Source organism: Arcobacter sp. CECT 8989 (assembly GCF_004116715.1).
Classification (GTDB): Bacteria; Campylobacterota; Campylobacteria; order Campylobacterales; family Arcobacteraceae; genus Halarcobacter.
Map to the genome: position 1 here is coordinate 195,493 of NZ_PDKE01000001.1, position 20,982 is coordinate 216,474.

The 20,982-nt window shown below is 28.7% G+C and carries 25 protein-coding genes; all 25 read right to left on the bottom strand.

What is annotated here, in order from left to right; all coding sequences use genetic code 11:
• Positions 1–6: 6 nt before the first annotated feature.
• Positions 7–1,335 (bottom strand): O-antigen ligase, encoded by a 1,329-nt coding sequence (locus CRV02_RS00835; RefSeq protein WP_129088747.1) that lies wholly within the window; start codon positions 1,333–1,335, stop codon positions 7–9.
• Positions 1,332–3,338 carry an LTA synthase family protein gene (locus CRV02_RS00840; protein ID WP_129088748.1) on the bottom strand — a complete coding sequence of 669 codons (2,007 nt, stop codon included), beginning with the start codon at positions 3,336–3,338 and terminating at the stop codon, positions 1,332–1,334. The genes CRV02_RS00835 and CRV02_RS00840 overlap by 4 nt, the downstream gene beginning before the upstream one ends.
• Positions 3,339–3,342: 4 nt before the next feature.
• Positions 3,343–4,158, bottom strand: coding sequence for a hypothetical protein (locus CRV02_RS00845; protein ID WP_258239199.1), 816 nt, complete (start codon positions 4,156–4,158; stop codon positions 3,343–3,345).
• Positions 4,131–4,487, bottom strand: coding sequence for a diacylglycerol kinase (locus CRV02_RS00850; protein WP_129088749.1), 357 nt, complete (start codon positions 4,485–4,487; stop codon positions 4,131–4,133). Before CRV02_RS00850 ends, CRV02_RS00845 begins: the two co-directional genes overlap by 28 nt.
• A complete protein-coding gene (locus tag CRV02_RS00855) occupies positions 4,488–5,396 on the bottom strand; it encodes a lipid A biosynthesis lauroyl acyltransferase (protein ID WP_129088750.1) in 909 nt (302 codons plus the stop codon).
• Positions 5,380–6,384 (bottom strand): lipopolysaccharide heptosyltransferase I, encoded by a 1,005-nt coding sequence (gene waaC / locus CRV02_RS00860; RefSeq protein ID WP_129088751.1) that lies wholly within the window; start codon positions 6,382–6,384, stop codon positions 5,380–5,382. Before waaC ends, CRV02_RS00855 begins: the two co-directional genes overlap by 17 nt.
• Complete coding sequence (locus tag CRV02_RS00865; protein WP_129088752.1) at positions 6,381–7,853, bottom strand: Ppx/GppA phosphatase family protein; 1,473 nt, start codon at positions 7,851–7,853, stop codon at positions 6,381–6,383. Before CRV02_RS00865 ends, waaC begins: the two co-directional genes overlap by 4 nt.
• Positions 7,853–8,107 (bottom strand): YfhL family 4Fe-4S dicluster ferredoxin, encoded by a 255-nt coding sequence (locus CRV02_RS00870; protein ID WP_129083754.1) that lies wholly within the window; start codon positions 8,105–8,107, stop codon positions 7,853–7,855. Before CRV02_RS00870 ends, CRV02_RS00865 begins: the two co-directional genes overlap by 1 nt.
• Before the next feature lie 264 nt (positions 8,108–8,371).
• Positions 8,372–9,181, bottom strand: coding sequence for a DNA adenine methylase (locus tag CRV02_RS00875; RefSeq protein ID WP_129088753.1), 810 nt, complete (start codon positions 9,179–9,181; stop codon positions 8,372–8,374).
• 126 nt (positions 9,182–9,307) lie between these two features.
• On the bottom strand, positions 9,308–9,829 hold the full coding sequence (locus CRV02_RS00880) for a glycoside hydrolase family 108 protein (protein ID WP_129088754.1): 522 nt from the start codon (positions 9,827–9,829) through the stop codon (positions 9,308–9,310).
• Positions 9,826–10,299: a phage holin family protein gene (locus CRV02_RS00885; RefSeq protein ID WP_164968943.1), complete on the bottom strand. Its 474-nt coding sequence runs from the start codon at positions 10,297–10,299 to the stop codon at positions 9,826–9,828. Before CRV02_RS00885 ends, CRV02_RS00880 begins: the two co-directional genes overlap by 4 nt.
• A 64-nt stretch (positions 10,300–10,363) precedes the next feature.
• Positions 10,364–10,702 (bottom strand): hypothetical protein, encoded by a 339-nt coding sequence (locus CRV02_RS00890; RefSeq protein ID WP_129088756.1) that lies wholly within the window; start codon positions 10,700–10,702, stop codon positions 10,364–10,366.
• The gene (locus CRV02_RS00895; protein ID WP_128983895.1) at positions 10,699–11,079 is read right to left on the bottom strand and encodes a hypothetical protein; all 381 of its coding nucleotides are present in this window, start codon (positions 11,077–11,079) and stop codon (positions 10,699–10,701) included. Before CRV02_RS00895 ends, CRV02_RS00890 begins: the two co-directional genes overlap by 4 nt.
• Positions 11,079–11,732 carry a hypothetical protein gene (locus CRV02_RS00900; protein ID WP_129088757.1) on the bottom strand — a complete coding sequence of 218 codons (654 nt, stop codon included), beginning with the start codon at positions 11,730–11,732 and terminating at the stop codon, positions 11,079–11,081. The genes CRV02_RS00895 and CRV02_RS00900 overlap by 1 nt, the downstream gene beginning before the upstream one ends.
• Positions 11,733–11,741: 9 nt before the next feature.
• Entirely contained in the window at positions 11,742–12,662 is a 921-nt protein-coding gene (locus tag CRV02_RS00905) for a hypothetical protein (RefSeq protein ID WP_129088758.1), read from the bottom strand.
• On the bottom strand, positions 12,662–13,558 hold the full coding sequence (locus CRV02_RS00910) for a hypothetical protein (RefSeq protein WP_129088759.1): 897 nt from the start codon (positions 13,556–13,558) through the stop codon (positions 12,662–12,664). The genes CRV02_RS00905 and CRV02_RS00910 overlap by 1 nt, the downstream gene beginning before the upstream one ends.
• Positions 13,558–18,168, bottom strand: a complete 4,611-nt coding sequence (locus tag CRV02_RS00915) for a hypothetical protein (RefSeq protein WP_129088760.1) — start codon at positions 18,166–18,168, stop codon at positions 13,558–13,560. The genes CRV02_RS00910 and CRV02_RS00915 overlap by 1 nt, the downstream gene beginning before the upstream one ends.
• A gap of 116 nt (positions 18,169–18,284) precedes the next feature.
• The gene (locus CRV02_RS14785; RefSeq protein WP_164968944.1) at positions 18,285–18,440 is read right to left on the bottom strand and encodes a hypothetical protein; all 156 of its coding nucleotides are present in this window, start codon (positions 18,438–18,440) and stop codon (positions 18,285–18,287) included.
• Positions 18,441–18,520: 80 nt separating this feature from the next.
• Entirely contained in the window at positions 18,521–18,997 is a 477-nt protein-coding gene (locus CRV02_RS00920; RefSeq protein ID WP_129088761.1) for a hypothetical protein, read from the bottom strand.
• A gap of 9 nt (positions 18,998–19,006) precedes the next feature.
• Entirely contained in the window at positions 19,007–19,555 is a 549-nt protein-coding gene (locus CRV02_RS00925) for a hypothetical protein (protein ID WP_129088762.1), read from the bottom strand.
• Positions 19,552–19,716 carry a hypothetical protein gene (locus tag CRV02_RS14790; RefSeq protein ID WP_164968945.1) on the bottom strand — a complete coding sequence of 55 codons (165 nt, stop codon included), beginning with the start codon at positions 19,714–19,716 and terminating at the stop codon, positions 19,552–19,554. Before CRV02_RS14790 ends, CRV02_RS00925 begins: the two co-directional genes overlap by 4 nt.
• A gap of 11 nt (positions 19,717–19,727) precedes the next feature.
• Positions 19,728–20,009 carry a hypothetical protein gene (locus CRV02_RS00930; protein WP_129088763.1) on the bottom strand — a complete coding sequence of 94 codons (282 nt, stop codon included), beginning with the start codon at positions 20,007–20,009 and terminating at the stop codon, positions 19,728–19,730.
• A complete protein-coding gene (locus CRV02_RS00935) occupies positions 20,002–20,289 on the bottom strand; it encodes a hypothetical protein (protein ID WP_129088764.1) in 288 nt (95 codons plus the stop codon). The genes CRV02_RS00930 and CRV02_RS00935 overlap by 8 nt, the downstream gene beginning before the upstream one ends.
• On the bottom strand, positions 20,289–20,636 hold the full coding sequence (locus tag CRV02_RS00940; protein ID WP_129088765.1) for a hypothetical protein: 348 nt from the start codon (positions 20,634–20,636) through the stop codon (positions 20,289–20,291). The genes CRV02_RS00935 and CRV02_RS00940 overlap by 1 nt, the downstream gene beginning before the upstream one ends.
• 10 nt (positions 20,637–20,646) lie before the next feature.
• Positions 20,647–20,982 (bottom strand): DUF2190 family protein, encoded by a 336-nt coding sequence (locus CRV02_RS00945; protein ID WP_129088766.1) that lies wholly within the window; start codon positions 20,980–20,982, stop codon positions 20,647–20,649.

Consider the following 20,982-nt stretch of genomic DNA (forward strand, 5'->3'; position numbering starts at 1 on the left):
TTTTTCCTATCTTGTTATACCTATAATTAAAAATAAAATAACAAAGGCACTATATTTTAAAAATATTTTTTTATCAAAATTATTAAAAGTAATATTTTGCTCTTTATTCGCAATCATTGCTGAAATTAAAACTACTATTAATGGTAATTCAAAAGTTCCATAAAGTAATCCTCCTAACATAAAAACTAAGGTAGTTACAGTGAGTATAATAATTACATCTTTCTTAATAACTGAAGTACCTTTGTAACTTAATATTGAATAAATTAAATATATAAAAAGTAGAGCTCCTAATAGCCCATGTTGCATTAAAATTTGGATATATACATTATGGGGTTTTGCAATTACCTTTAACATTTCCTCTTCATCTGGAATTTTTGCTCTAAGCAAATCCATATGGTCTCCAGTACCTACACCAAAAATTGGGCTATCTTTAAATACTTCATAACCATAAATTGTTAAACCTATTCTTTGTGCAGTTGAACCATTTTCATAATATTTTTTGTTTTCAATAGCTTTTTCAAAATTATTAATTGCTTTATTTATTCTTTTATTTATAGTATTAGAAAAATTATATAAAGAGAAACCAACAATTAAAACTAAAATAATTGAAGATAATAGAAGTTTTATATTCTCTCTATAAGTAATTACTATTGTAATAAAAATTACAACAACTAAAGTCATATATCCTGTTCTACTTGCAATAAATGACATATTTAATAAAGAAATTAATAAAACTATAAAAGCAAGTACTCTTTTATATTTTTCTTCTTTAAAATTTAATAAATAATATAAGCATAATCCAACAACAATTGATATTCCTACTCCATGATCACTATGTGCCATAAAAGGGGCAGGACTATAAGCTTTTGTTTCCCATATTTCATATTTACCAATAGAGAGTTCATAAGGCAATGCCTGATAATGAATTAAATATGAGAAAACTTCAGAAATAAACATTCCAAAAATAAAGGCAATCAATATTCTAGCAGCAAATCTAATATCTAAAAAAGATAAAAAAATCAACGGAAAAAGAAGATACTTAATTTTATCCATATGATCTTTACCATAATCAATATTATCCGTATATATCATTCCTATTGCATGTAAAGTATAAAATATTAAAAAAGCTTGAACTATTCTATTTGAAAAAGCCTCTTTTAAATAAAACCAGTAGTCTCTTCTATATATAAAAAGTGCTAACATTGTAAAAAATAAAGAACTCTTCGCTCCATTATGTATAGGAATTAAAAAAGCATATAAAACTAAAAGGTGATTAAGCCAAAGAGTAATTTTATCTTTAGTATTTTGAGAAGGTGCTCTTAAAATATTTGTCATTCTTTTCCTTTTTTATGATAATAATTAATCAAGTATTGAGTTATAGCTAAATTTACTTTATAATAATTTAAAACCTTACTATCTGTTTGTTCTTCTATGCTTTTCAACTTCTCAATTTTTTCTTTGTTTGTAACTACCATTGAACCATTAAATCCATAATGCGCAACTGATGAATCAAAAAGATTAGCTCCAATTGAAATATATTCTTGATCTTTTAAAGTCAAATTATAAAGTGTTGGAAAAATATCTTTGTGAGAACCTGTAACTTTTGTATCAATATTTATTTTAGTTTTTAATTCTTCTGGTAAATAAAAATATAAAGGTATGTTTTTAGAGTTTAGTAATTGATTATCATCATATTTCATAATTCCGTCTATTGTATTATTATCAGCTGTTACTACAACTATTGTATTATCTTTAAATTTACTCTTTTTAAATTTATTAAGGAAAACTCCAACTTGATCTACTGCATAAGCATACGATTTAAATCTCTGTTGTGCTAACTCAAAGTCTCCTGTAATATGATTTTTTATTTCATCATTATAGATTAAACTCTTTGATTTGTAATCATTTGGAATATTGTAGGGAGGATGATTATTTGTACTAAGAGCTACTATAAACTGTTTTTTATCACTATTTTCTAATTTTTTTAGAATATGTGAATATAAATACTCATCGAATATCCCCCATGGATGAAAATATTGATCTTTTTCTTTATTAATATTTTCAAGATGATTAAAGATATTTATTTTACCCTCAACATTATCATAACCTTGATGTTTAACAAACTGTCCTAAACTTCTCCAAGTTAAATCTCCACCATAAATAAAGCTTGTTTCATATCCTTGACCTTTATAAAGGAAAGCTGGGCTATATGTAAAACTTGTTTGCTTATAAATAGATTGAGAAAAGGCAAAAGATGTTGGTCTATGTGGAATATTTAGCAATAATGCCTGTAAACTTGAAATTGTACCATCACCTGCAGAAATCATATTTGTAAGAAGAATATCTTCATCAAAATGCTTTTTCAACTCACCTAAGATATTAAACTTTTCACTTTGATATTTTAATATTGGCATACCAAAACTCTCTACCATGATTACTACAACATTGTACTCTTTATCATCAACTTTTTTTGTTTTAAAAGTTATATTTTTTAATAAATCTTCTTTATTTATATCGCTTGTCCCTTTATAAACTTCAAAAGCTTTTTCGATATTTCCTTTGTATCCTGTTGCTTTAAGCAAATCATATTTTCTTGCTAAATATTTTTTCCTTGCACTTAAAGCATTTGTGTAAGCTCTAAATCCATTATGTGATATCTTATTTATAAACTCATTAGTTGATACATTTGGAATCATTTTTCCTAAAGGATACATTCCTAACGTTCCCCTAACAGCTAAAAAGTTTAGAATAAAAATAATTATAAAAATAAGTGCAGATATCTTAAGACCTAAAAAAGAGGTATAGTTTTTATTCTTTATTGCAAATATTTTTTTAATACTAAAAAATAAAAATGCTAGATATGCAAAGAAAATAGCTAAAATCAATACTACATTATAATTTTGCCAAAATGTTATCATTAAAGCTTTTGTATCATCATCTAAAAGACCAAAAAACAAAATATTTATATGTTCTTTAAAATATGAATAAAAACCAAAATCAGCACATAAAAGAAGACTCACTATAAAAAAGCAAATAAATAGATAATAAACTAGAAACTTCTCAAAATAGTTTAATAAAACTTCTTTTTTTATGTAGTATAAAACTATCAATAATATAGTTGGAATAGCTTGGATGTATCCAATTACAGTTAAATCAATTCTAAAACCTAAAATAAAAGCATTTAGAATATCTAAATAAAAACCATCTAAACTATTTAAAGGTGAATAATAAAAGAAAAAAACTGCTCTAAAAGCAGACATAACTATCAAAAATAGAATATGTGCAAAAATTAGTTTTCTAAAAATATTTAATGTCTTTGACATAATAACTTGATTCATAAAATCAACCTTTTAGATTTTGTAAAATAGTAAAAAGTTTAAAGAAACCTTCACCATCTCTACCTATGATTTTCTTAATAAATTTATTCTGACTAAGAGTTATAAGAAAAGAGATTTTATCTGCTAACTTTTTAAGTTTTTTTCTAAACTCTTTATTCTGAGGCACTAATTTTATGTATTTATGAATAATAAAGTCATAATCAAGCTCAAAATTAGACCTAGTTTTTGTTAAAGACAATAAAAATAAAATTAAATCTCTAAACTGTAATGTATTTAAAGAAATACTTTTATCAAAACTATCTTCAAAATCTATTACTGTAACCTTACCTTCTTTATAAATAAAGTTTCTTGCTTGTGCTCCACCGTGAAACTCGTTATTATTGTGAATCAACGCTAACTCTTTTAGCATCAAATCAATATAGTAATACATCTTTTCTTTTGTAATATCTCTTTTTCTAATATAAGAGTTAACCATTTTTCCAGAGTCTTCTAAAACAAAAAACTCTTCATTTTTAAAAGCTATATTAGGAGTTTTAATACCTTTTTCTTTTAGTCTTTCTATTTTTGTAGTTTCAAAGTTTAGACTCTCTTTAGTACCTTTACTTTCAACAGGAAGTAATATATCTATAGAAGTTAATTTATAAAAAAGTTTATGTATTAAGTTAGATTTTGTGGCTCTTGCTCTTTTTAACCAATATTTTTGGTTTTCATACGTAAAAGAGAAGATTTCTTGATTATTACTTTGAGATAACTCTTTTACAAGTTCTTCAAGCTTTTTATCAATATTTGAACTCATGCCCATATAAGTATTACTATCCATGAAGTTACATGAAGCCCAATTGTAAACATAACAGCAGTTGAACCTATATCTTTTGCAGTTTTAGCTAAAGGAGCATGCTCTTTTGTTACAAGGTCAACTACATTTTCAATCGCAGAGTTTATAAGCTCTACAATTAAAACTAAAATACCAGTTATTAAAAGAACAAGTTTATAGATTAATGAAACCTCTACTAGTAAAATTCCTATGATAATAAAGATTGCACAAAAGAGCTCTAATTTAAAAGAGCTTTCTGTTTTAAAAGCATGTTTAAATCCATCAAGGGCATATTTTGTATTTTTAAAAAGGTGATATTTAGGTTTATTATTCATTTAGTTTCTTTTATATAAATTCTTATAAAATTTTTTCCATCGTTTATGTTGCCAAAACCATAGAGCAGGAGTCTCTTTTATCTGTTCTTCAATAACATTAGCTTGCAATTGTGTAAGCTCTTTTATTTTATCTTCGCTTTCAAACTCTACTTTTAAAGGATCAATTGCATCATATACTTTAATTGTATAATCTCTAAAATCATTCATAACTGCAAATATAGGGATTATCACTGCATCAAACTTTACAGCTAACCTTGCAGTTGAATCAGTAGCATAAACTTTTTTTCCAAAGAACTCTATTTCCATTCCATTTTTCATATGCTGATCAATTGCTACTGCTACATTATGTCCTTGTTTAAAAGCTTTTAACATACCCTTTGCTGCAACTTTCTTTTCAAGCATTACGATATTATTTCTATCTCTTGCTTTTACATACATATCGTTTATTAAAGGATTATCCATTTTTCTATTTACAACTGCTAAAGTTCCATACTTTAAAGCAGTATAGGGAATAGCTAACTCCCATCCACCATAATGAGCAGTGATAAAAATGATTTTTCTTTTCTCTTCTAAAGCATTTAAAATAACTTCTTCATTCTCTATTACTGCTTTTGCAAACAGTTTTTCCTTTGAAATTGATTGATTTTCTACAAATTCAAACATATTAAAAAGAAGTGATTTATATGATTCATAGATTATTTTATTTTTTTCATCATCTGATTTTTTATCTTCAAAAGCCAAATCTAAATTTACTTTTGCAATATGCTTATGCTCTTTATTAAATCTAAAAGCCAGTTTTGCACATAAAATTAAAATTTGTTTTACAAAGGCTTTAGGAAGAAAAGTAAAAAGAAATTTAAAAGAGATATATATGTAATATACTAAATATTCTTTAACGCTTGCCTTCAAACAATAAATCCTTCATTATTTCTATTATTCTATTTTCATCAATATTTGCTATTGAATAGTCATCTTTATTTAATCTTTCAGGATTAACTTTAGACTTTGATTCAATAATTTTATTTATATCTGTTTCATAAGTGTTTCTATACCCTGGAGTACAGCCAAACAATGTTATAGATGGAATGTTTAAAGCCCATGCCATATGAGTAGGCCCAGTATCATTTCCTATAAGTAAATTAACTTTTGATACTAATGCTTTTAAGTCATTTAAACTTAATCTTGGTAAAACTACAGCCTTTGAAGTTTTTGCGATAGTTTGAGCTATGCTTTTTTCTTCTTCATTTCCCCAAGCAATAATAAAATTTTCATCTATACTATTTACTATTTTAGCGAATTTCTCTTTAGAATACATTTTTGAAGGCCAACTAGCACCAACTACAAGTAAAATATTCTTTTTTTCTTTACTTAATATATCACTAAAATCAAAGCCATCTTTAAAGTATAAAAAAGGCTTTTTTTCTAAGATAGATTCTTTATTAAACTCTATATTTAAAGGTTTTAACAAAATATCTAAATTTCTTTCAATAACATTTTTAGAGTAATCAGAATCAATCTTTTTGTTATATAAAGAGGAAGCTAGGCTCTCTCTTGTAGAAGTTTTACTAAACCCTACTCTATTTTTTCCAAGTAGTTTTGAAACTATTGCTGATTTAATTAAACCTTGTGCATCAATTACTAAATCATAGCTATTTTTTGAATATTTTCTTATAAGTAAAATTTGTGAAAAAAGTTTCGTCTTTTTCTTTTTTATTGATTTTAAATCAAGTGCATAAATATTATCAATATCAGGATTGTCTTCTAATACACCTATAAATGCTTTTTCAACAAACCAATCAATCTTTATTGAAGGATTAGCTTTTTTAATAAATTGTAAGGCAACCATGGCATGAATAATATCACCCATGGCAGATAGTTTAACAATAGCTATTTTCATGAAACTACTTTTACTTTTACACCCTTAGGAGTTTGAATCTTTTTAACTTCACTTTCTACTAAATAAATAGGTCTTTCAAGTGATAGTTTTAGCTTACTATTTTTTAGTTTATAAGTAACATTTGGACTTGACATATCTTGATTAATAGTTAAGTTAAGACTTATCATAAAAGATAACCACTGCATAGTTTCATAACAAGGCAATAGTTTTGAATACTTTTCTAAATCACCTTTTTTAGGTAAGCTTTTTTTAGAAAACTTAATCACATGAGCAACTGTTACTCTTGAAGAGTGCAAGAAGTCATAATTTAAACCATTTAAAATAAAATCAAAAGTATTATCATTTGATTTATAGAAGTTAAGTGTTGTACCAATTGAGTGAAGCTTAGATGCTATTACTAAAAGTGTTTTATACTTATCATCTAAATTATGTAATGGCTTTAAGGCTTCAAAAATTTGTCTAGCATTATTACCTAAATAAGCACTTTGCTTAGGACAAATTTCAAATCTATCAAGTAAACTTCTCACACTCACATTATAGTTTGCTGGAAACTTACAATTGTTAGTTCTTAAAATATCTGTTAAATAAACACCTTCTCTAACACCCACACCAGAAGTGATCACTCTTGTAGTTTTTAACTCTTCTAAAATAGTTTTGAAAATAAAAGTACCCTCTTTTATTGTGTCATATCTATCTTTTTTTACACCTATGTGCTTCAAAGAGTTATTATTTTTAGCTCTTAAAATATCATCAAAGATATAAGAGTTTAAATCAACAATATATGAAAAACCATGTAATATATCTAAAGGATACTCAGTCTTTTTCATTATGATTTTACTAAGCGCCCTAATACTTCCACCAATACCAACTACAGTATTAGGAATAGAATGACCACAGCCTTTTACTTCTTCAAGTTTTTCTAAAATATAATTTCTAGCACCTTCTAAATCACCTTTACTAAAGAACAGTTCATTTAATCTTACTGTTCCTACATCAAGCGATATACAGTCAACAATTTGTCCATCTTTTATAAATGCAAACTCAGTAGAACCTCCACCTATGTCCACAGTTACAAACTCTTGACCATGTATTAAATTTAAAGCAGCAACACCACCATAATAAGCCTCTTTTGACCCATCAATAATTCTGATATTTAAACCTAATTCATTTTTTACTCTATTAGTAAAAATTTTTGAATTTGGTGCATCTCTTAGTGCTGATGTAGCAACGCAAATAATTTTTCTTGATTTTAGTGCTTTAGAAATATTTAAAAAAGATTGCAAAGAGTTAAATGCTCTTTGCATAGGAGCTTCTTGAAGATTACCATTGTTTTCATAGCAACCTTCAGAGATTTTAACACGACTTTTTGTCTCGTTAATTAAGTTAAAAGAAAATCTACTACTCTTTTCTAAAACAACCATACGCATTGAGTTTGACCCAATGTCTATAATAGTTGTTACTTTAGCCATTACGCTTCTTCTTCTTGAATCTGCTCGTATTTAAATTGTAACTCTTCCATTGTTTCTTGATTATCTGGATCTACAATGATACAATCAACTGGACATACTTCAATACATGCTGGCTCTTCAAAGTGACCTACACACTCAGTACATCTATCTGGATCAATAACGTATATTGGATCACCCTCTTCAATCGCATAGTTTGGACATTCTTCTCTACATGCATCACATGCGATACAATCATCTGTTATAATTAATGACATAAACCGTTTCCCCAAGTAAAATATAGTTTTGGAGTTATAACCTAAAAAACTTTAATTATTTCTTATACTATAATGTTTTTCTAATATTTTAAAAATCAACAAAAACCCCTCTTATTCTACTTTTGATAACTACCCTCTAATTAAAAAACAATTAAATTGTTTTTTAATATACTGGCACTATGACACAGATTTAACACACTACTCAAATAATAATTAATATTTATTGCCTAATTTGTAAATTACATATCAATGTATTTTGATACTCTAATAACTTATACTAAATAAACTATTTTCTATCTTATAATTAGTAATATATATTTCTCTCACTTTTTTATGTTTTTTATGCATATTTTTACCAAGTGTATAATCAATTTCTTTTGATAGTAAAATATTAAAATCTTTATAAAGTTCTCTTACCACCTTATGATCATTGTAACTAATCAAAAATCTACCTTCTATATTTTTCAACTTCTCAGATAAAAGTCTATGTTCCTTAATATCAAATCCACCTGTATTTTTATAATAACTTTCTGTCTCAACATAAGGAGGATCACAATAAAAAAAGGTATCTTTTGAATCATAAAGTTCTATTAAATCTTCAAAGCTTTTATTTTCAACAGTTACTCCCTTTAATCTATTACTCCACTTCATATATGATTTATAAATATTATAAGGATTTGTCATTGCTTTTGCAGACATTCCAAAGTTATCTCCTTTTGATCCAAAACTTTGGGTCAAAATATATAAATAGAAAGCTGCAGCTTCTATATTGTTTCTTGGCTTAATTTTTTTATTTTTTATCTCATCAAATAATTGTCGTGAAATTAACAATTGGTTTAAATACATTGATAGTGTCTTAGGATTATTTCTTATAGATTTGTGTAAATTTACAAGCTCTTTATTTATGTCATTTACAACTTCTAATTTTGATTTGTTTTTTGAATATAATATATTTAATGCCCCACCAAAAACCTCTACATATAACTTGTGTGGTGGTATCATTTGTACAATTTCATCTGCTAGTTTTGATTTGCCACCTACCCAACCAAATGGTGCTGATAATTTTTTATTCATTTTTCCCTCTTAAATTTAATTTAAAATCTTTTAGATAATATTCTTTTCGCAGAGAGCGAGGGGTCGAAGTTTTGCTCTCTGTCCTTGACTTTTCAAGGCACTCCTTTAAGGAGTACCCCTCAAATACTACATTGATACTCTTTTCATCCATCCTACAAAATTCATTTCTTGCTCTGGATTGTGCTTAATAATTATCTTATACCAATAGTACTGTTCACCATTTAAGACTTTCAATAATTGTTTTTTTTCACCTCTTCTTAGTACTATTCTTAATGCTTTTAATGTTTCAATTCCAATCCAACCATCATCTTCTAAGTCTTCAAATACTCTCTCATTTCTATTCATATTATTCAATGCTGTTTGAAGAATAAAACCTGCTCTATATTGACCCATGTTTACACTTGTATCAAATAGTTCTATTGCAATGTCTTTATCATCAACCTTTGAAAGCTTCAACTTCTCATAATCCCAAAAATCATTCTTATAAATAAGCTTTGCTTCATTTAATGTAAGGTTTTTAATATCCAAATCAGGATATGACTTTTGTGAAATTCCAAATTTTGTTTTTCCACCATTGTCATATTTACTATGTACAAAGCCTTTTTCTACTGCAAGTACTTCTTTAAATGCTTCATCAAAATAACTCATTTGTCTTTATCCTTAAATTTTCTATTTAAATTTTCTTCTGTTTTATTTCTTATCATCAATAGTGCAAAGGATAAGAAGTCTTTATCTTCAAGCTCTTTTCCTGTTCTTATTGTATATGCATTCCCAATGATTGAATAAAACTCAATCACAATAAATGTACCAATCACAAAAGATATAAAATCATCAACTTTATAACCTACTCCTTTTGCGGTAAATGCAAACAAAAAAGGAAGGAGCAAAGTTATAAACTTCATATATGCTCCAATTTCAAATTTATATCTTGTAATTCTTTTACATAGTTTTCTACTTTTCATCATGCCTGTAACAAAGTCCAATAACATAAACACAATAAGTATTGATAACTGTTCTCCATGTTCTTCAAGAAGCATCAAGAACGGTAAATATAAAAAATTCATTAACATTGCTTTGGGTGTTAATAAACTAATAGCTGCAGACTCTTTTACTGGCATTTTTCTTCCTTCTTTTACCATGAACAGATTAAAGTAATCAATCTGTTTTTATATTTTCCAAACTTTACTCTACAAGCTTTCCCGTGCTTGTATCCACACTATAAACATATTCGATAACGTCAGCTACTTTATCAAGTTGATTATCTTCAATCTGTTCTTTTGTTGCAAATGTTACTACACCTTTTTCTACAACTTTATATACTGCTACACCTAGTGTTTTTACAACTTCTTTGTCATACATCTTTCCAGAGATTGCTCCTTTGATATACTCTTTTAAAACTGGTGTACCATCTTGATTAAAGACTACTTGTCCTTTTTCATCTTTAACAACCTCTGTTTTTACACTACAACCTGTGAACACTAGAGCTGCTAGTGATAACATAACTAAAACTAATTTTTTCATATTTCTATTTCCTTTCCTTTTGAATTTTTCTTATCAATCACTTTGTCTGCCCAAAAAGCTTCATCGCCAAAATCTTTTACCGATTTAAAAAATGCTCTTGCTTTTACTCTTCTGTATTTTTTTAATAATTTATTATCTGTAGCTGCAACAATTCTTTTCATATTTTGAATAAATCTTCTATCAGCTTCAATTTTGTCCTTTTCTGACTCTCCTCTTTCATAATCAAAATCATGAATATCACAAGGTTCTTTAAAAATCTTACCTGGTATTAAGAAGTTGTACCAAGCACCTTTTGCACCACAACCATTACAAACTTCTTTTTTCTTTTCTTCTGATAAATCCCAATAATCAGGATGTGCATATAATGTTACTTTCATTATTTTGCTCCTATAACTTCTGCGTATTTTTCATATGCTTGTACACCGGCTTCTGCTATTGACTCAATTTGTACACTATGAGATTTATTATCTTTTCCTAGCCAATTTTTTGTTTGTTTATATATAGAGTCATATACTGTTTTAAACTCTGGATTACTTACAACAAGAGCTTTTATAAATTGATAATTTGCAAGAGCAATAACACCTGTCAAATCTGCTCTACCTCTTGAATGAGCATCATATTCAACAGTATCAACCGTTGCTGTTATCATTTCAATATCTTTAAGCTTTTGTTCTTTTGCTTGAACTTCTACATGTTTTGCTACTGCTTCAGTATCTTTAACCCAAGACTTAGTTGCATCATCCCATTTATCAAACTCTTTAGGAACTAAAAGAGTATGCTCTGCTTTAATAGCTCCTAAATAATCTACTTTTAACTCTTGTTTTATAGAAGTTTCATAAACAGTTTTATTTCTATTGTCTTCTATTTGTTCCCACTTGTTTAGCTCTCCATCAAAACAAACTGCAAAACCATCTTTTGCTGCTAATGGTTCTTTTTCTGTTGTATTTGGAAGAGAAGTTCCAAAAGCTTTATTTACTTCTTGTTCTTTTAAATATTCTTTTGTTTTTCCATCATAAAAATATAATTTCATTTCATTCTCCTATGCTGCAACTATTAAAGGTAATAGTGCAATATTTTTAGGTCTTGTTTCTTCTCCACCTGTTGCACCAGTAAGAGTATGAGCCTCACCAGTAAATCTTGAAGAACCTTGATTACCATATGCTCCATACATCTGCATCCCATTATGAGTATGACTCTTAAACTCATCAGCTTGATATGTAGCTACACCTCTATTTGAAGCTCTAAAGAAAGCTTCATCAAGATTTGGAACTCTAAAAGTATTAACTCCATCTCCTGAAGAGTAATAAGCACACATATCATCTGTAGTATTTTTAGTTTGCCAGTCAGCCTCTGATAATAAAAACTCAGAATGGGCTTCTACCCATGTCCAAAGTTTTGGATAATCAGCTCTATTAAATTCTCCACCAAAAGCAACAACTGTAAAATCATAAGCCTCATATGAAAGCATTGGATGAGCAATAGGAAAAGTCACTATATTAGAAATTTTAGTTTCAATCTCATCTTTTGATAGAGTTTCCTCCTTAGTGTAAGCTCCTACTTGAGAAGCAGTTACATTGTGAGGATTTGTTTTATTATTCGCATGTTCAGTATGAAGACTATTTATTTTCTCATCAATCTTATTACTTGAATATGTTGTTGTATTTGATTTTGTAGTATCATTGATACTTCCATCAGGCATTGTTGCCATAGTGTTTTCTACTATAGTTCTTGACTCAGATACATAACTTTTATTTTGTGCAACTTGCACTGCACTTGTATTTACTTCTTCTGCTACTTGATTTATTTGATTTTTAAATAAATTCAAAGATAAACATATTATTCTCAATCTACCCCAAACATAACCTGCATTTGTTCTAAATACACTACTTGGTTGTCCTTCGATAGGTATTTTATTTTCTTCTATCTCTGGGATAACTTCATTTATTTGTGAAGCACTCATCACACTACTCCTTCTATTTCTATTTGATAAATTGATTTTTCATAACCTATTGGAATATCAAAGTCTTTATACAATCCAAAAATTAATAATGACGCATATCCTTCTTCTCTTTCATCTGCGATAAACAAGCAGACTTGTGCGTTTAATAAATCTAATTGCTCCTGTATCTCATCAATCAAATCATTTGATACTAAAACATTTGCAACAACTCTTTTATAAGTCATTGACTTATCCGTTATTACCACTCCTTTGTCATTTTTAGTTTTAGGAATTATATTTCTAACACTTACTATAGGAGAAGGATTTAAAAGAGTTATTCCTATATCAGTACTTGTTCCAAATGCAATATGAGTGCATGTTGCTGTTGTTTCTGCATTATCAATTATTACTTCCATAGTTGCGTTATATACCATTGGTAGATTTCTGAAATGTGCTGCTTTTCTCTCTTTTGCTTTTGTATAGGTCCAGTCATACCAATTTGTAACAAATCTAATAATGGTTTCTCTTGTTTGTTCATACAAAATATTGTCATTTGCATCTCTAATGATTACTCTTACTGATTTTGCGTTTAGTCCAAAAAAAGCAACAGTATCAACATCTCCTACATTGAATTTATATTGAATACTATTAAGGTTTGAAGTTCCACTACTCATCTTTGCATCAAAGATTCTATGTCTATTAGTCTTACTTTGGGGATACCAAATCAAACTATTTGTTCCTGGTTCAATACCTGTAGTACCATCTTTCATACATTTATAAATAGTGTCACCGTATTGTGTTTCTTCATCTTTGTTATAGACCTTGTTATTTTCAGGAATATAAATATCAATATTCGTTTCGTATTCTGGAACATTTGTTTCAACAATATCAATTGGGCTTTGAGGAACTATCAACATTATGCAACTCCTTCCTCAGTAATTTTTCTAAGCTTTTTAATCTCATTTGCTTGTTGAATAGTTACTATTGTAAGGTTGTCTAACTTTTCTTCCAGTGCTTTAGTATTTGATGATTGAATTGGAATTCCATATTTTCTAAGTTTATTACTAAAGTCACTATCAATAACCATTTCGCCTTGGTGTATTAAGGCAACTTGATCATGTGGGATGTAAGAACTTCCAATATCATAACTTGGAAGATTTACTAACTGACCATTTATATTTATCTGATTATCAGTTATTGCTCCTACTGAATTAAAAAACTCAATCATATTTTCAAAAGCATTTAGATCTATATCTTTTAGTTCCTGGAAGAATGTAGATACATCAACATCTTCAATATTTATATACGATAAGTTTTGTCTTAACTCTTCTAATTCATTTTGAAATGATAAAGCACTTTGAGCTTCAAAAGAACCTCTAAAGTTAATCTCATTTGCTGATACTAGATTTCCACCATCTTTGAAACTTGAAATACTAAGAGGGTCTGCTGCAATTTGCTCTAAAGATTTTTGAAGTTGAGTTATCACACCTACATTTGCTACATCAGTTTCATTTCCACTTGTATCTAATACTTTTACTTTTAAAATCTCATTGTCTATATTTATCTCATTTTGTAAATTTTGAAGCTCCCCAACTAAAGTATTAGTAATAGAAGTATTATCTCCTGTTTGAGCAGTTTGGATTTGAGTTGATAATGAGTTTAATTCTCCAACCAAAGAAGAAAGCTTTGCTGATTCAGTTTCTGTTAAATCACCATCTTTTAATAAGTACTCTTCAATTGAAGCTCTTTTTTCCCAGAAGTTTTTGATTAACTGTTCTTGTGCATTTGCTCCGTCTGAACCTGATAAAAGAGTATTAATAGTCTTTTCAATATTTTCTTCTATTTGAGTGAACTTTGTAGACATTTTCTCTACTGAAGCTACTGCAGTTGTAAAAAGTTCTGCACTTAATCTATCTAGTTCTAGTGCATTTTCTATTTGCGTGTAGAACATATCTTTACTACTATCAATAAGTGTTGCAAAATCATCACTTAGTAGTAATATTCTTCCTAAAAGTTCCTGCCCTTCTGCAGTTGAAATATCTATTGAATCAACTAATTGTTTAAACCCTTCTATACTTGTAGGCATAATTGTATTAAGTTTCTCAAACTCTTTGTTCATCTGTTGAGTTTGAAAATCTAATTGTTGTTGGTCATTTAATACACTTACAAAAAAGTCTTCTAATGACTCTGCTAACTCTGCTGTGCCACCTGCTCCAAGTAACATTTCACTTGTTAAATATTTTGACTCTTTTCCTACAAGTTCTAACATTGATCTTATATCTTCAAAACCAGTGTACATTTCAAATAGTTCTTCAGCACTTCCTGTAAAAGTTTCTACCATTTGAACAACACCATTATCTAAGCCGTATATACTTTCATCTAGTTTTATAATAGATTGAGAAAGTACTTCAAGAGATACATTTCCTTGTTTATTTTCAATATCTTTATAGTCCACATCTTCAAAAGCATATCCTAGTCTATTGATGTAGTACTCTGCTTCTTTCATCCCAGATGCAACTCTTGTTAGAGTTTCAAACATACCCTCGCCAACTTGTTGGAACTCTCCCATTAAAGGAAATACTGAAGTTGCTAAGTTATCACCAACTTTTCCAAATACTGCTGTTAGTGTTTCAGTAATTTGACTTCCAGATTTACCTCTTAAAGATATTTTTCCAAGATTAACTGTAAATTTACTAAGACTTTGAGCTGTTTGCTCTTCAGATTCTTCAAGAGCTTGCCCTGCTGCTACCATTGCATCATAGTAGTTTGATAAGATAAGCTGAAACTGCTTTTCAGTCTCTTCATTCATTGCTTTATAGTGAGTTGTATACCAAATTTTTGTCTTATCTTTTTTAAACCATCCACCTTTCTTTTTCTTTTTGTGTCTGATTGTTTGGTATGCATTTCCATTTATATCTTCAATAGCTGCTTCAAGTAATTGAGGAGAGAAATATAACCCTGCATCAGAAAGGCTTGTTTTATAACTAGTTCCGCCACCAAAAATTCCACCAATGATTTTTGAAGTAAGATGAGAACCTGATAGTACACTTGCAATACTACTTCCAACATCTTTCCCAAATAACTTATTAGATATGGTTTCTAATATTTTTCCACCTACAAAATCACCTGTTAACATTCCATGAACTATTGTTGGGTCGTTTTGTAATTTAAATAAAGGTGATTCTTCCCATTTATCAACCATTCCTTTTTCATATTTTTTAATAGCTGAAAAATCTCCACCTAGTGCAAATCCACCTGCTCTAATAACACCTGCTGCTACTCCTGCAATTTTATCATCAATACTTTGTAAGCTTTTTTCCATAGAACTTAATAATCTAAACTCTGGTCTTGCTAAATCCTCTAATAGAGTTAAAGAGTTTGCTATGCTCTCACTTTGAACACTTGAATCACCAAGAACACTTCCTGTTCCTGTATTTGCTGCCATTGCAGATACTGAGTCATAACTAGTACTTACTTTGTCTTCTCCACCACCAAATGCGATATTTGCAGAAGATAAAAGTGAAGCAACACTTGCTGCCATTGCTGCCATTCTTGCAAATGCTGTATAAGGGTCTCCACTACCTTGAGATAAAATAGCTCTTACTCCGGCTACAACTGCAAGTCCACTTTCTACCATTTGAAAAGCAGCTGCTTCTCTTGAACCTTCTTCAAACATTTGGCTCATTGCACCTGCAAGAGAACCATAGCCTACTATTTGAGACTGTACTGATGACTCATTTATTGCTGTGATTTTTTTACTAAGGCTTATTTCTGCATTTTTATATTCTTGTGAATCTTTTGAAATATCTTTGGTAAGTTTATAAAAATCATTTTGAGCTTTTAGTTTCTCTTTTTCACTCTTCTTCTCTATTCTTCCTAACTGAATAGTTGACTTAGCTATATTTTGAATGTTAGATGCAACACCTTCAAGATTTGCATTCCATTCAAGAGCTGTTTCACTTAATGCAAGTTGAGAATCAATTATGCTCATATACTGGTTATTTGTATCTATTAAAGTATCATTTGCATCTTTGCTTAAAGAAGAAAGATAATCTTGCTTTGCAATTTTTAAAAACTTTTCTATCTCTTCTGCAGTTGCATCGATATATCTATTTCTTATCTGACTTTCTTTTATTGCCCATGCATTTGAATAGTCACCTAGAGTCTGGTAATAAACTTGCCAGTCTGACAAGCTTGTAGTGTATTCTCTTTCTTTTGTTTTTTTAGGTTTTTTTTCTAGTTTTTCATCGTATTCTTTAATCTCTTTGGTCCATGCTCTTATAAGAGTAGATGTATTTTTGCCATTCTTTTCTAATAATAAATAGTGGCTCATCCATTTATTATTAATTTTACTTAATCCTGCTTCATATGGATATAAAGTATTCCTTGCAAGTTCTTGTATCTCAGAATCATCAAAATCATATAATGTTTTTTTATTCTCTTCTTGTTCTTTATATAACTCTTTTATTCTTTTATTTATAGCTATTAACTTCTCTTCTGCTTCATCTTTTACAGAAATTGCTAAAGTTTTTGACGAAAAAAGGCTAAATATATTTTCATATTCTCCTACAATAATCTGTTCTGCATTTTGCCACTCTTTAGAGATTTTTTTTGCTTGTTCTTCTAGTACACTAATATCATTGATTCTTGATACTTCATCTACAGAATTAATATTGTTTTTAAATTCAATAATAAAATGATTTAGTTGTTGTAATACATCAGATGCATTTACAATATCATCAGTAAGTCTTTCAAATAAATCATCTGATACTGTTTTACTTAGTAAGTCATAACTATTTCTAAGATTACTTAGCCTTGTATCAAAACTATCAACTGCTTTAAACCCTGATAACTTTTCTTTAAATAGATCAACTACATTGATACTATTTTTTATCTCTTCATTTGATAATCCAATTGCATTTAAAAATCTTCCCATATCTGATGAAACTTCAACTGTACCAGTTGATAGTCCATCCATTGCACTAAGCATTGCATCAAAGCCTACTTTATTACCTACTGCAATAGATAGTTTTTCAGTTATTTCAATCATGTCATTTGTTGTTGCACCTACTTTTTTCATTCCAAGGTACATTGCATCATATAACTGAACAGTTTGATTGAAAGTGTGTGGAGTTTTAGCATTTATCTTTAAAAGCTCATTCATTGCAGATGTTGCTTCTTTATTTGCTAAAGCTTGTTTTTCAGTAATGTCAATTTGATTACCTAAACTATCAATATTTTTACTTGATACCATTATCATAGTTGATAATGAATTATTGATATTTTCAAACTCTCTATTTACTTTTATACCATTTAAATAGATATCTCCAAGAGTTTGTTTAAAAGCTTGATAACCTGCATAAATATGTCCTGCAATATTTATTCTTTTCATAAAAGTATTAGCAAAAGTATCTGCATCATTAAATGACCTTCCAATATCTTTTACTTCATTTTTTAACAATACAAGTTCATTTGTATTTGAATCAATTTTAAATTTAATTCTAATATCATTTTTATTACTTGTCATACTTTTGCCTTTTTGCTATAATATTTTTATGAACTATTTTGAAAATCCATTAAATATTGTATTTACTTTTATTATCTGTGGTTTAGTTGGTTTAGCTATACCATTCTTATTTGTTCTTATTGGCTAACCCTAGAGCTGATAGATTTTAATAACTGAAATATTTCTAAAGAATCTAATTCAAATTTTTCACAATAATCTTTAACTACCAAGTACTCTATTTCTATTCCAAATCCATTTGATTTTCTACTTAGATGAAAGATATTATGAATCATCACTTCCCATTCATCTTTTAGCCTGTAGCGAAAGACACCATTATCTTTTCCTGATGTCTTTATTACTGCTACAATATTTGCTACTTTTTTTCAATAGCCTTTGATACTAGCTCTCTTAAACTCTTATAAACAAGTGAGTAGCTAATACCTATTTCATCAATCTTCTTTTTAAGAGAACTTGCATTCTCACCTTTTACACATAAGTCAAATGCTTCTTCATGATTTTTTTCAATTGCATCTGCTACTGAAATAAGATTTTTTTGAAGTTCAGAAATATCTTTTTTTAATGAAGAGATTCTTTTATTCATAGCTTTTTGTTCTTTTAATAGTTCTACATCTGAGATTTCACTAGATGATAAAATCTGCTTGTTTAAAGCGTATTCTTCTTCTAGTTCTTTTAACTCAAATGTTTTATTATCAAGTTCTTCAAACTCTGCTGCTCTATCTTTTGCATTTGCATCTAGCTGTTTTTTGATTTCTTTTGTAATTTCACTTACTGTAACTTTAAAAGAGTCACCATCAATTTCGATTGTTACATCATGTTTTGTTTTAATCATGCTTTACCTTTACGCTACGTCCATGATGTATTCATCATAAAGTTTTCCATTAGTTTTTAAAATTGCAAAATCAAAATTTAACTTTGCAAACTCTTCAATAATCATTGGTAAATCCCCATTTGGAGTAATTACTGCAGAAGGGATAACAATAACTGGTTTCTTCGCACCATCTTCATCTCCCACAAATTTTAATGAACCTTCAACAATAGGTTTATTTCCTGCTTCAATTTTTGGAATTACAATATCTGCTGTTGCAACAGTTCCATCAGGTAAAGTATCTCCAGCAGTAAATGATTCAGAAGTTTCAGTTCCTAACATAAACATTGATAAATTTTTAAGATTCACTTTTTGCGTTGAAAACTTACCTGATGCAGAAATAGACTTAGCAACCTTTTCTACAAGAGCTTTCATAACTGTGTCTTTAGAGAAAGCATCTGCAAATTCCACACTATGAGAAATAGCTGCTTCTTGAATCTCACCAATTTCAAATTCAGTTCCACCCTTTGGAGTAAAATAAAACTTTCCTCCACCGATATATCTATCTCCACTTGTAATCATTTTTTATCTCCTTGATTTACTTTTTTTACTGCTTCTGCAGTCACTAATGCTTCTAGTTCTTTCCCTTCTGGAAAAGAAATACCTTCTGTTCCTGGTTGGATAGTTTTTTTACCTGGAATTTTTAAAGGCTTTAAAACTTCTACTTCAATTTGTTTTGCCATGTAATCTCCTTTTATTTACATTTGGCACTTATAAATACTGCTGTATTTTCTAAGTTATATTTATCATCAACATCACTTCCAGAAAATTCAAAATCTGGATTGCTGATAGATAAGTTTTTTGTTGCTTTTACCATCTCAAGAGTTTTTGTTTTGTCATATTTAAAAATAACTGCAAACAAAGCTTCATATTCAAGTCTTGAAATTGGATTTCGTTTTATGACTTCTACTACTTCACCTTTTATTGATGAAGGGATTGATTCTCTTATTAGTCTTTCTGCATCAGTTTCAGTCATTTTTTACAAGTCCTATTGTCCATTCTAGTTTTAGTTCATCTTTATATTCAAAGTTTTGGATATAAAAAACTTCACTATCAATGGTTATTTCATCTTCTTCTTGTGGGTTTGGCATATCTGAAACTAACACAGAATAAATTTCCCCCGTGAAAGTTTCAAAGTCATAATCCTCTTGTTTTAAAAGAGATACTTCTAAGCCTTTATATATTGCTTTTACTCCAAACTCTTCATTATCATAGAAGACTTCAAAGTCGCTTTTAAAGTCATCTAACAAAGGCATTATTCACCCTTAATTTTTGTATCAATTAAAGCTTTTAAAACACTCACATTTTCAGATTCTTCAGCAACTACAACATCAATACCAACTCTTACTGCAAATGCTTCAAGCTCTTTTCTTCTTAAGTTTTCATATTCAAAAGTTAAAATCTCTTCATCTGTTAGATTAAAAATCTTTTCAATTTTAGATGAGTGCTTTTTTTGTTTTTCAAATTCTTCTTTTGTAGATTTTGAACCTTTTGTATTTAAAATATAAAGGTCAGACAAAGAAGCACTTACTTCTAATATTTGACCTTTTTTATAAGCTTTTGAACCCCTTTTACCATCAACATTCATTTTTACATAAGGCATAAACTATCCTTTAGGCATTTAGTTTAATATCAACAATTCCTGCAGTAGATCCTGCTTTAGTACTTACTGCTTTACCTGCATACGTATTTGAAGTATCAGTTACTGTTAGCTCTTCATTTGTATCATCCCAGTATAGTTTTGTTCCAACTGTGATAGTATCTGCAGTTTTTGCATTCATTGTCCATACTTTTTCTAACTCAACTGCAACAACTTCACCTGTAAGTCCTGAAGTTACTGCAACACCAACCATTCCATCAAATGCAATCACATCACCAACATTTACATCTGCAGTTAGTGTATGATCTATGATTCTTCCTTCTTGTTTTTCAATTGCTTGTTTTGCCAT

Excerpts from the sequence above, each read along its gene's own strand:
- CRV02_RS00915 (WP_129088760.1), bottom strand. The coding sequence starts at position 18,168 with ATGACAAGTAATAAAAATGATATTAGAATTAAATTTAAAATTGATTCA.
- CRV02_RS00865 (WP_129088752.1), bottom strand. The coding sequence starts at position 7,853 with ATGGCTAAAGTAACAACTATTATAGACATTGGGTCAAACTCAATGCGT.
- CRV02_RS00935 (WP_129088764.1), bottom strand. The coding sequence starts at position 20,289 with ATGCCTTTGTTAGATGACTTTAAAAGCGACTTTGAAGTCTTCTATGAT.
- waaC (WP_129088751.1), bottom strand. The coding sequence starts at position 6,384 with ATGAAAATAGCTATTGTTAAACTATCTGCCATGGGTGATATTATTCAT.
- CRV02_RS00845 (WP_258239199.1), bottom strand. The coding sequence starts at position 4,158 with ATGGATAGTAATACTTATATGGGCATGAGTTCAAATATTGATAAAAAG.
- CRV02_RS00835 (WP_129088747.1), bottom strand. The coding sequence starts at position 1,335 with ATGACAAATATTTTAAGAGCACCTTCTCAAAATACTAAAGATAAAATT.
- CRV02_RS14785 (WP_164968944.1), bottom strand. The coding sequence starts at position 18,440 with ATGATTCATAATATCTTTCATCTAAGTAGAAAATCAAATGGATTTGGA.
- CRV02_RS00840 (WP_129088748.1), bottom strand. The coding sequence starts at position 3,338 with ATGAATCAAGTTATTATGTCAAAGACATTAAATATTTTTAGAAAACTA.
- CRV02_RS00910 (WP_129088759.1), bottom strand. The coding sequence starts at position 13,558 with ATGTTGATAGTTCCTCAAAGCCCAATTGATATTGTTGAAACAAATGTT.
- CRV02_RS00850 (WP_129088749.1), bottom strand. The coding sequence starts at position 4,487 with ATGAATAATAAACCTAAATATCACCTTTTTAAAAATACAAAATATGCC.
- CRV02_RS00905 (WP_129088758.1), bottom strand. The coding sequence starts at position 12,662 with ATGAGTGCTTCACAAATAAATGAAGTTATCCCAGAGATAGAAGAAAAT.
- CRV02_RS00890 (WP_129088756.1), bottom strand. The coding sequence starts at position 10,702 with ATGAAAAAATTAGTTTTAGTTATGTTATCACTAGCAGCTCTAGTGTTC.
- CRV02_RS00885 (WP_164968943.1), bottom strand. The coding sequence starts at position 10,299 with ATGCCAGTAAAAGAGTCTGCAGCTATTAGTTTATTAACACCCAAAGCA.
- CRV02_RS00895 (WP_128983895.1), bottom strand. The coding sequence starts at position 11,079 with ATGAAAGTAACATTATATGCACATCCTGATTATTGGGATTTATCAGAA.
- CRV02_RS00900 (WP_129088757.1), bottom strand. The coding sequence starts at position 11,732 with ATGAAATTATATTTTTATGATGGAAAAACAAAAGAATATTTAAAAGAA.
- CRV02_RS00870 (WP_129083754.1), bottom strand. The coding sequence starts at position 8,107 with ATGTCATTAATTATAACAGATGATTGTATCGCATGTGATGCATGTAGA.
- CRV02_RS00920 (WP_129088761.1), bottom strand. The coding sequence starts at position 18,997 with ATGATTAAAACAAAACATGATGTAACAATCGAAATTGATGGTGACTCT.
- CRV02_RS00945 (WP_129088766.1), bottom strand. The coding sequence starts at position 20,982 with ATGGCAAAACAAGCAATTGAAAAACAAGAAGGAAGAATCATAGATCAT.
- CRV02_RS00930 (WP_129088763.1), bottom strand. The coding sequence starts at position 20,009 with ATGACTGAAACTGATGCAGAAAGACTAATAAGAGAATCAATCCCTTCA.
- CRV02_RS00875 (WP_129088753.1), bottom strand. The coding sequence starts at position 9,181 with ATGAATAAAAAATTATCAGCACCATTTGGTTGGGTAGGTGGCAAATCA.
- CRV02_RS00880 (WP_129088754.1), bottom strand. The coding sequence starts at position 9,829 with ATGAGTTATTTTGATGAAGCATTTAAAGAAGTACTTGCAGTAGAAAAA.
- CRV02_RS00925 (WP_129088762.1), bottom strand. The coding sequence starts at position 19,555 with ATGATTACAAGTGGAGATAGATATATCGGTGGAGGAAAGTTTTATTTT.
- CRV02_RS14790 (WP_164968945.1), bottom strand. The coding sequence starts at position 19,716 with ATGGCAAAACAAATTGAAGTAGAAGTTTTAAAGCCTTTAAAAATTCCA.
- CRV02_RS00940 (WP_129088765.1), bottom strand. The coding sequence starts at position 20,636 with ATGCCTTATGTAAAAATGAATGTTGATGGTAAAAGGGGTTCAAAAGCT.